Annotated in this window: 8 protein-coding genes; 7 read left to right on the top strand and 1 reads right to left on the bottom strand. The window is 63.5% G+C overall.

Features of this window, described 5'->3' with window-relative positions; genetic code table 11:
* The first annotated feature begins 226 nt into the window (after positions 1-226).
* A complete protein-coding gene (locus LQ952_RS14795) occupies positions 227-811 on the top strand; it encodes a LysM peptidoglycan-binding domain-containing protein (RefSeq protein ID WP_238623395.1) in 585 nt (194 codons plus the stop codon).
* Between the two features lie 76 nt (positions 812-887).
* Positions 888-1,175, top strand: coding sequence for an acylphosphatase (locus LQ952_RS14790; protein WP_238623394.1), 288 nt, complete (start codon positions 888-890; stop codon positions 1,173-1,175).
* Positions 1,176-1,184: 9 nt separating this feature from the next.
* Here LQ952_RS14790 and LQ952_RS14785 read toward each other — a convergent pair whose 3' ends face one another.
* The gene (locus tag LQ952_RS14785; RefSeq protein ID WP_238623393.1) at positions 1,185-2,066 is read right to left on the bottom strand and encodes an HDOD domain-containing protein; all 882 of its coding nucleotides are present in this window, start codon (positions 2,064-2,066) and stop codon (positions 1,185-1,187) included.
* Between the two features lie 133 nt (positions 2,067-2,199).
* Here LQ952_RS14785 and LQ952_RS14780 point away from each other — a divergent pair, with 133 nt between their 5' ends.
* The 5 genes from LQ952_RS14780 to LQ952_RS14760 all read left to right on the top strand — a co-directional run.
* Entirely contained in the window at positions 2,200-4,542 is a 2,343-nt protein-coding gene (locus LQ952_RS14780; protein ID WP_238623392.1) for a DUF1631 domain-containing protein, read from the top strand.
* Positions 4,543-4,640: 98 nt separating this feature from the next.
* Positions 4,641-5,801 carry an ABC transporter substrate-binding protein gene (locus LQ952_RS14775; protein WP_238623391.1) on the top strand — a complete coding sequence of 387 codons (1,161 nt, stop codon included), beginning with the start codon at positions 4,641-4,643 and terminating at the stop codon, positions 5,799-5,801.
* 31 nt (positions 5,802-5,832) lie between these two features.
* Positions 5,833-6,708 (top strand): branched-chain amino acid ABC transporter permease, encoded by an 876-nt coding sequence (locus LQ952_RS14770; protein ID WP_238623390.1) that lies wholly within the window; start codon positions 5,833-5,835, stop codon positions 6,706-6,708.
* Positions 6,708-7,724, top strand: a complete 1,017-nt coding sequence (locus LQ952_RS14765) for a branched-chain amino acid ABC transporter permease (RefSeq protein ID WP_238623389.1) — start codon at positions 6,708-6,710, stop codon at positions 7,722-7,724. Before LQ952_RS14770 ends, LQ952_RS14765 begins: the two co-directional genes overlap by 1 nt.
* Positions 7,725-7,728: 4 nt before the next feature.
* On the top strand, positions 7,729-8,141 hold a 413-nt coding region (locus LQ952_RS14760), incomplete at its 3' end, for an ATP-binding cassette domain-containing protein (RefSeq protein WP_238623388.1).

Below are 8,141 nucleotides of genomic sequence, written 5' to 3'. Positions count from 1 at the left end.
GGTAGCCTGTCCGCTGGTGAGTTCCAGGCTGCCCGGCGCAAGGCCAAGGAGGCCAAGGCGTTGGCCATCGAGGCCCGCATCCGGTCCGCGGACTGATTCCGGGGCCTGGCACCCTTTTACCGGTTGGGGCCCTTGTGATTCGCCATGTCTGCTCCCATCGTATAAAATCAATATAAAGGCCCTTGTCGGGTCGCTCTCCGTACACGTCTCAAATGGAGCTCTAGCCGTGAACACAAAAAAGAATATGATCCTGCTCGCCGGTCTGGCTTCGGCGGCTCTGGTGGCGGGCTGCGCCAACGTGTCCGAGGTTCCTGTCGGCACGGCCTACGTGGTCGATGGCAGCGGGGCCTATGCCCGTAGTGCCGCCTCCGGGGAGTGTATCCGCACCGGCTACTGGAGCCGCGAGGCTGCCAATGAAGTCTGTGACCCGGACCTGTTTGCTCGCGCGCCGGCGCCCGCACCCGCCCCGGCGCCCGCCCCGGCTCCGGCGGCTCCCGCGCCCGCCCCGGCGCCTACCCATATGACCTACGAAGTGGTCCGTGGCGATAGCCTCTGGAAGATTTCCGGTCGTAGCTCCGTCTACGGCAATCCTTACCAGTGGCCGCTGATCTATCGAGCCAATGCGGACCAGATCCGCGATGCAGACCTGATCTTCCCCGGTCAGCGCCTTAAGATCGAACTGCGTCCGTCCGCTGCCGATGTGGATGCCGCCGTACACCATGCCCGTACCCGCGGTGCCTGGTCTGTCGGTCCGGTGGAGCGTTCCGACCTGCGTTACCTGGACCAGTACGGTCTGACCCCCAAGCGCTGATATCAGGCGCCGTCGTACTGAAAGCCTTGAAAAGGCCCGCTTGCGCGGGCCTTTTTTTGCAGAGGAGTCATCATCCGTGTCCGTGAAGCCCCATGTCGAAGAGTCTTGCCGTTGCCGGGTATCCGGCAGGGTGCAGGGTGTCTATTTTCGAGCCTCCACCCAGCGCCAGGCCGTCTCATTGGGCCTGCGCGGCCATGCGCTCAATCTGCCTGACGGGCGGGTGGAGGTCGTGGTTGCCGGACCCGCGGACCAGGTGGAGAGGCTCAAGGCATGGCTGCATGAGGGGCCTCCGCAGGCGCGTGTGGATCAGGTGTCCTGCGAGCCCTTCCCGGGGGTGGTGGCGGAAGGTTTCGTCATCGGCTGAAGAGCCGTTTTAGTATCTGGCCTGGGGCAGGATGACGCTGAGGGTCTCCATGAAGCGCCAGCCCACATCGTTACAGCATTCTTCGCCGTCTTGCCTGTCCAGGCCCAGCCTCTCCCAGATTGCATCAGGGATCACTTCCTCCCGAGGGCCGTACTCGCTGAAACAGCCCTGTTCGGTGCGGTTGCTCAGGGTGTCCGCCAGGTGGATCAGCGTAGCCTCCAGTCCGGCCTGCAGCGCCCGATCGGGCTGATGGTGCAGGCGGATGGCTGTCTGTAGCGTCTCGGGCAGGCCCCACCTGGACAGCAACCCGGCCCCGACATCGGCGTGATCAAATCCCAGTATTTCCCTTTCGTGGCCCGCCAGCAGCGGTTCATGCCCCCTGGCAATGAGCATGGTTTCCCGCAGCAGATCGGGGTGACGGCCGTACAGGACCAGACTGCCCACGTCATGGAGCAGTCCTGCCACGAACAGTCGTTCAGGGTGTAGCACGTTGCAGCGCTGGGCCAGGTCGTGGGCAATGAGAGCGGTAAATACGCTGTGCCTCCAGAACACGGCCATGTTGACCAGTTCGCAGGGCAGGCGTGAGAAGCTATGGGTGGCGGTGACCGCCAGCGCCAGGTGATACAGGGCGCGAGTCCCGATCACGGCAATGGCCCGGGTGACGGTTTCCACGCGCTGAGGCAGGCCATACATGGCGGAATTGGCCAGACGCAGGATCTGTGCACTCAGGTTCGGGTCCTGTGCCACAATGGCCGCCAGGGAGCTTGCGGAGCTGCCGGGCGCATCCAGCGCGGACCGCAGGCGAATGATGATTTCAGGGGGTGATACCAGCTCGGAGACGTCCTTCAGCAGGTCGTCCAGGTCGAACCGTCTGTCGGAAAAATTGCCCATGTTACTGATCATCCATGGAATTTTTGAAGTGGGTGCTGGCCTGACAGTCTTAATATGAACTATAAGGCTCACAAGTCAACCGCAGTCCATCGGCCCCGCCGGCCGGCACGATCCGCCCGCCCAGGTGTTCGCCATGAATGAGAAAGCCCAAGAGAACGTGATTGCCTTCAACGCCGGTGCACGGCGGGGCGACCGGCATGCCGCACCGTTCCAGATTCTCGGGCGTTGTCGAAACCTGGCTTCTCGTCAGGTGGAACCCCTGCTCAAGGAGATGCTGGATGGCGCCGATGATGCACTGTTCAGGCTGGCTGAAAAGGCCGAGGACAACCGTTCACAAACCGCCTTCTTTGATGCCATGCGCGCCCTGCGTCGCCAGCGCTCCACCATGGAAAGTGAATATGTGACTCAGATTGCGCGCATATTCGATGTCTGCATGCGTCCTGGTCCCGGCGGGTGGAAGATGGACAAGACCTCTGCGGACGAGCTCTCACTGGTGGCTTCCGATGAGTTGGAGGAAAACCTGGCCATCGAGGGCATGGTGGCCAAGGTGCGTCGTATCAGCGAGGCCGAACTCTATGCCGTGCGGCGACGCCTGGGCGCGGTGATGGATCGTCCCGGCCTCAAGGATGATGACAATCCCCTGGACCCCAAGGCTTTCTGTCATGCCTTCCGGGACGCGATGCGGGTCCTGGATGTGGATATCAAGATCAGGCTGATCATCTATAAACTGTTCGATCAGTTTGTGATCAGCCACCTCTCTCCGCTCTATCAGGAAGTGAACCGGTATCTACAGGAGATGAAGGTCCTGCCGGAACTGCAGCCGGAGAGCCGGTACCCGGGGCTTGCCTCCCACGGGTCAGGGCGGGACGGGGGGGGCGGAGGAGGGCCGTCGGTCCCGGGGCAGGATTATCCCGTCGCCACCCCCGGTGAGGACGGTGACCTTCATTTGCTGCTGGAAAGACTGGCGCGTGGTGGCGGATATCCTGCCCCGGCAGGCCGGGGGGGCGGTGATTCTTTCGTCGGCAGGCCTTCTGCGGGAGCCGGCGGCGGCGGGGCCGTTATCACCACGGCGGATGCGAGGGCGTTGCTTTCGGCATTGTCCGCGATCCCCGTGAATCAGCTTGCCACCGATGGGCGCATCGTACCCGGCGCGGATCTCAAGGGCGCGGTGATCACCGCGCTCAACCCCGATGGCGGCCAGGCGGTGGCCATCAATCGCACCGACGAATCGGCCATCGATATCGTCTCCATGCTGTTCGAGTTCGTCTTCGATGATCCTGCGCTGCCTGCCCCCATCAAGGAGCTGATCGGACGCCTGCAGATCCCCCTGCTGAAAGTGGCCATCCTCGACAAGAGTTTCTTCAGCCGCAAACGGCATCCCGCCCGCCGCCTGCTCAGCGAACTGTCGCGCGCCGGCGTGGGTTGGTCCGAGCTCACCGATGAGACGGATGGGCTGCGTGCCAAGATCGAGTCGGTGGTGGAACGTCTGCTGGATGATTTCGAGGATGACGTGGAGCTGTTCGAGGCGGTGCTGGCGGATTTTCAGGCCTTTTGTGAATCACAGGCCGAAAGGGCCGGTCGCCGGGAGGAGGAAACGGCGCAGATCGCCCAGGGACGCGAGCAGCTGCTGGTGGCCAAGGCAGTGGCCGGTGAGGCCATCGAGCACGTAGTGGCCGGCCAGGCCTTACCGCCCGCCGTGCGCCATCTCCTGGAGGGGACCTGGAAGGACTTGCTGGTGCTGATCTATCTCAAGCATGGTGAACATGGCCCTGTGTGGCAGAAGGCCCTGAACGTGGCGTCACTGCTGGTGTGGAGTCTGATCCCCAAACAGGGTGATGATGAGCGGGATCAGCTGACCCGCCTGCTGCCCTCTCTGCTCAAGTCCTTGCAGGAAGGCATGAACCGTATGTCCATGCCTCAGGTGGAACAGCAGGAAGTGCTGCGGATGCTGGCTGCCGAACATACGCGCATGGTGAAGGCAATGGTGCTTGAGGTTGCTTCGCCGATGGGGCCTGCCGTCGCTGAAGCCTCCACCGAAGAAGCCCTCGGCACGGCTGTGCCCATCCCGACGGATGGACGCAGTTTCATGGCACGCAAGGTGGCGGAAATCAATCAGCTCATCGCCGAGGGGCGCTTCCAGGTTTTGCCGGAAGACCGCTCTGCCGCTGACGAGGTGGAAGGCGGCCCCGTGGATGACCTGCACCTGCTCACGGCCCGAGAACTCAGCGAGGGCACCTGGCTGGAAGTTCAGGATGAAGAACTGGGAAAGGTCCGGCGCATGAAACTGTCCTGGAAAAGCCTGATTACCGGCAAGTACTTCTTCGTCAATCAGCAGGGTCTCAAGGTGCGTGAAATGACGGATCAGGCCCTGGCAACGGAATTTCGCGCCGGACGTGTGCGCATCATTGAAGATGTACCGGTGTTCGATCGGGCCATCAGTCGGTTGATGACCCGGTTGCAGCAGGCCCCGGAATGACCGTCGGCCCCTGAGTGCGGGTCCGCGGTGGCGCCCCCGGCGCTATTGTGGTTTTATAGGCGGGTTTTTCCCTCGCAACCACAAGGGTGTCCGGAATCATGGTGACCAAGAACCGTTGTCCGTACCGCGCCGTACTGCTGATTGTCCTGCTGGTTTGCGGGATGATGACCCCCGCGATGGCCGCCGAACCGATTCGTATCGGCGCCCTGGTCTCGGCCACCGGCCCCGCCTCTTTTCTCGGTGATCCCGAACTCAAAACCCTGGAACTGTACGTGGAGCGGATCAACGCAGCGGGCGGCGTGATCGGCAGACCCTTGCGTCTGTTCCACTATGACGACGGCGGCAATGCCAACGAGGCCCGCAACTTCGCCAATCGTCTGCTGCGTTCCGACCGGGTGGACCTGATCATCGGCGGCAGCACCACCGGCACCACCATGGCCGCCGTGCCCCTGGTGGAGCGGGCCGGTCGTCCCATCATTTCCATGGCCGGTGCCCTGGTCATCACCGAGCCTGTCCGCCCCTGGGTCTTCAAGACCCCGCAGTCCGACCGCATGGCCGCGGAACGGGTGCTGGCCGACATGCAAGGCCGCGGCATCACCGGCATCGGTCTGATCTCGGGCACCGACGGTTTCGGCCGTTCCGGGCGGGAACAGACCCTGGCGGTGGCCGCCGACTTCGGCATTCAGGTGCTGGCGGATCAGACCTATGGTCCCCAGGATACGGACATGACCGCCCAGCTCACCCGTATCCGCAACACCCCCGGCGTGCAGGCCGTGTTCAACTTCGGCTTTGGTCAGGGACCCGCCATCGTCACCCGCAACTATGCCCACCTGGGGATCGAACTGCCCTTCTACCAGTCCCATGGTGTTGCCTCCGACCGCTTCCTGGATCTGGCCGGTTCGGCGGCCGAAGGGGTGCGCCTGCCGGCCTCCGCCCTGCTGGTCCCCGATGCCCTGCCCGACGATGATCCCCAGAAGCAGGTGGTCCAGGACTACAAGGCCGCCTACGAGGCCCGCTGGAACATGTCCGTATCCACTTTCGGCGGCTATGCCTACGATGCCCTGATGCTGGCGGTGGCCGCCATTGAAGCGGCAGGCACCACCGACCCGGATGCCGTCCGCTCCGCCCTGGAGCAGATCCGTGATCATGTGGGTGTCACCGGCACATTCAACATGTCCGCCGATGATCACAACGGCCTGGCGCCCGAGTCCTTCCGCCTGCTGGAAGTGCGTGACGGGCAGTGGGTGCTGGTTGACTGATTCCCTAAACAACATCCACTCTGGTTCATCCATGTTTGCCGAGTTTCTCCAGTACCTCTTTTCCGGCGTCACCATCGGCGCCACCTATGCCCTGGTGGCCCTGGGCTTTACCCTGGTCTACAACGCCAGCCATGTGATCAATTTCGCCCAGGGCGAGTTTCTCATGATCGGCGGGATGTCCACGGTTTCCCTGCTGGCCATGGGGGTGCCCCTGCCGCTGGCCATCGCCATGGCTGTGGCCCTGGCGGCCGTGCTGGGCATGGCCCTGCACAAGCTGGCCATCGCCCCTGCCCGCAAGGCGGATGTGATCACCCTGATCATCATCACCATCGGGGCCTCCATCTTCCTGCGCGGGTTGGCCCAGATCATCTGGGGCAAGGAGTTTCACACCATGCCCGGCTTCAGTGCCGCGGAATCCGTGAACGTGCTGGGGGCGGTCATGTATACCCAGAGTCTGTGGGTGTTGGCGGTGGCCGGTGTCATGGTCCTGCTGCTGGCCCTGTTCTTTACCCGCACCCTGATGGGCAAGGCCATCCTGGCCACCTCGATGAATCCGGGTGCGGCCCGCCTGATGGGGATTCGCACCCAGTTCGTACTCATGCTGGCCTTCATGCTGGCGGCGGTGCTGGGTGCCATGGCCGGGATCATGGTGGCGCCCATCACCCTCACCGCCTATGACATCGGCATCATGCTGGGTCTCAAGGGCTTTGTGGCGGCGGCCATCGGCGGCATGGGCAGTGGCGTGGGGGCCGTGGTGGGCGGGCTGCTGCTGGGGATCGCCGAGGCCATGACCGCGGGCTACATCTCCTCGGACTACAAGGATGCGGTGGCCTTCCTGCTGATCCTGGTGATCCTGTTCTTCATGCCCCGCGGCCTGTTCGGTGCCCGTGTGGCGGAGCGTGTCTGATGGCCCTCCTGCGACTGCCTGAACGCGTGCCGGGCCTGCCGGTGTTGGCCTTGGTGTTGCTGCTGGTACCCCTGTTCCTGGGTAACGAGTTTCATCTGGACATCGCCACCCAGATCGCCCTGATTGCCGCCACCGTGGTGGGACTGAACCTGCTGGTGGGGTACGGCGGTCAGGTCAGTCTGGGCCATGCGGCCTTCTTCGGCATGGGTGCCTATGCCAGCGCCATCCTCACCGGCACCTATGGCTGGACCTCGATACCGGCCCTGCTCTGCGGCGCGTTGCTGGTGGCGGTCCTGGCCTGGACCCTGGGGCGCCCCATCCTGCGGCTCAAGGGGCACTATCTCTCCATGGCCACCCTGGGCATGGGCATCATCATCGCCATCGTCATCAACAACGAGGGGTGGCTCACCGGGGGGCCCGATGGTCTGGCGGTGGAACCCCTCACGGTGCTCGGGGCCGAGTTGAGCATCTTCGACCATTACTCCGTGTTGGGCCTTGACGTCTCCGGGGCACTGCTTTGGTATGGCCTGGCGGCCCTGTTGCTGCTGCTGGCGGTCTGGATCGCCCGGAACCTGGTGGACTCGCCCATCGGGAGGGCCCTGCGGGCGGTGCACGGTTCCGAGGTGGCGGCCCGGGTGGTGGGGGTGGATACCGCCCATTACAAGCTGCTGATCTTTGTGATCTCCGCGGTCTATGCCAGCGTCATGGGCAGTTTCTATGCCCATTACACCGGTTTCATCACCCCCCAGGTGGCCTCCTTCGAGCACTCCATCGAACTTATCACCATGGTGGTGTTGGGGGGCATGGCCTCCACCTACGGCGTCATCCTGGGGGCGGTGCTGCTGATGCTGTTGCCCCAGCTGCTCACGGATTTTCAGGATTACGAAATGATGATGTTCGGTCTGATTCTGATGCTGACCATGATCTTCATGCCCAAGGGGCTGTTGCCCACCCTGAGCGAAGCCCTCAAACGTCTGCGTTCCCGCCCGGCCACGGCGCCGGCAGGGCAGGAGTGAGGTCATGAACCAGACCTTGCAACAACGGGATGAGATGTCCTCCGAGGATGCCGTTCAGGCGGCGCCCCTGCTGGCGGTCAGGGGGCTGAGCAAGGCCTTCGGCGGCGTCCACGCAGTGGATGAGCTGAGTTTTCAGATCCTGCCGGGGCAGATCTATGCCGTGATCGGACCCAACGGGGCCGGCAAGACCACCCTGTTCAATCTCATCACCGGCCTGTACCAGCCGGATCAGGGAGGGGTGTCCCTCAAGGGAGAGGCGGTGCAGGGCCTGCCGCCGGAGCGTCTGGCTCGACTGGGCATGTCCCGGACCTTCCAGAACCTGCAGATCTGCATGAATATGACCGCCCTGGAAAACGTCATGCTGGGCCGGCACCTGCATCTCAAACGCAACTTTCTGGCGGCCCTGCTGCGCTGGCC

The sequence above is a fragment of the Ectothiorhodospira lacustris genome, assembly GCF_022227785.1.
Classification (GTDB): Bacteria; Pseudomonadota; Gammaproteobacteria; order Ectothiorhodospirales; family Ectothiorhodospiraceae; genus Ectothiorhodospira; species Ectothiorhodospira lacustris.
Note: the sequence above shows the minus strand (reverse complement) of the source record. Positions and strands in the feature narration are given on the sequence as shown.

Excerpts from the sequence above, each read along its gene's own strand:
- LQ952_RS14785 (WP_238623393.1), bottom strand. The coding sequence starts at position 2,066 with ATGGGCAATTTTTCCGACAGACGGTTCGACCTGGACGACCTGCTGAAG.
- LQ952_RS14780 (WP_238623392.1), top strand. The coding sequence starts at position 2,200 with ATGAATGAGAAAGCCCAAGAGAACGTGATTGCCTTCAACGCCGGTGCA.
- LQ952_RS14775 (WP_238623391.1), top strand. The coding sequence starts at position 4,641 with ATGGTGACCAAGAACCGTTGTCCGTACCGCGCCGTACTGCTGATTGTC.
- LQ952_RS14770 (WP_238623390.1), top strand. The coding sequence starts at position 5,833 with ATGTTTGCCGAGTTTCTCCAGTACCTCTTTTCCGGCGTCACCATCGGC.
- LQ952_RS14765 (WP_238623389.1), top strand. The coding sequence starts at position 6,708 with ATGGCCCTCCTGCGACTGCCTGAACGCGTGCCGGGCCTGCCGGTGTTG.